We start from the raw sequence: 443 nt of genomic DNA, 5'->3' as shown, positions 1-443 counted from the left end.
AACGAAGTGCTTTCGGGCGGCAACTTCCACGCGGAACCGGTGGCGTTCGCCGCCGACAATCTCGCGCTGGCCGCAGCCGAAATCGGCGCGCTGGCCGAGCGTCGCATCGCACTGCTGATCGACGCCACGCTCTCGGGCCTGCCGCCGTTCCTCGTGAAGGATGGCGGCGTGAATTCGGGCTTCATGATCGCGCACGTCACGGCGGCTGCGCTGGCTTCGGAGAACAAGACGCTGGCGCATCCGGCTTCGGTGGATTCGCTGCCGACTTCGGCGAACCAGGAAGACCACGTTTCGATGGCGACGTTCGCCGCGCGCAAGCTCGCCGATATCGCCGGCAACACGGCCAACATCCTCGCAATCGAACTGCTGGCGGCGGCCCAGGGCGTGGACCTGCGCGCGCCGCACCACACGAGCCCGGCGCTCGCGCACGTGATGCAGTCGGT

1 protein-coding gene is annotated in these 443 nt (G+C 67.9%); it reads left to right on the top strand.

Features of this window, described 5'->3' with window-relative positions; all coding sequences use genetic code 11:
- Positions 1-443, top strand: a 443-nt coding sequence (locus U5768_RS31905; RefSeq protein ID WP_322034299.1) for an aromatic amino acid lyase, incomplete at both ends; no start/stop codon positions are given.

It is taken from the genome of Paraburkholderia sp. J76 (assembly GCF_905220295.1).
Lineage (GTDB): Bacteria > Pseudomonadota > Gammaproteobacteria > Burkholderiales > Burkholderiaceae > Paraburkholderia.
The sequence above is the reverse complement of the archived record's forward strand: the minus strand, read 5'-3'. Positions and strand labels throughout refer to the sequence as shown.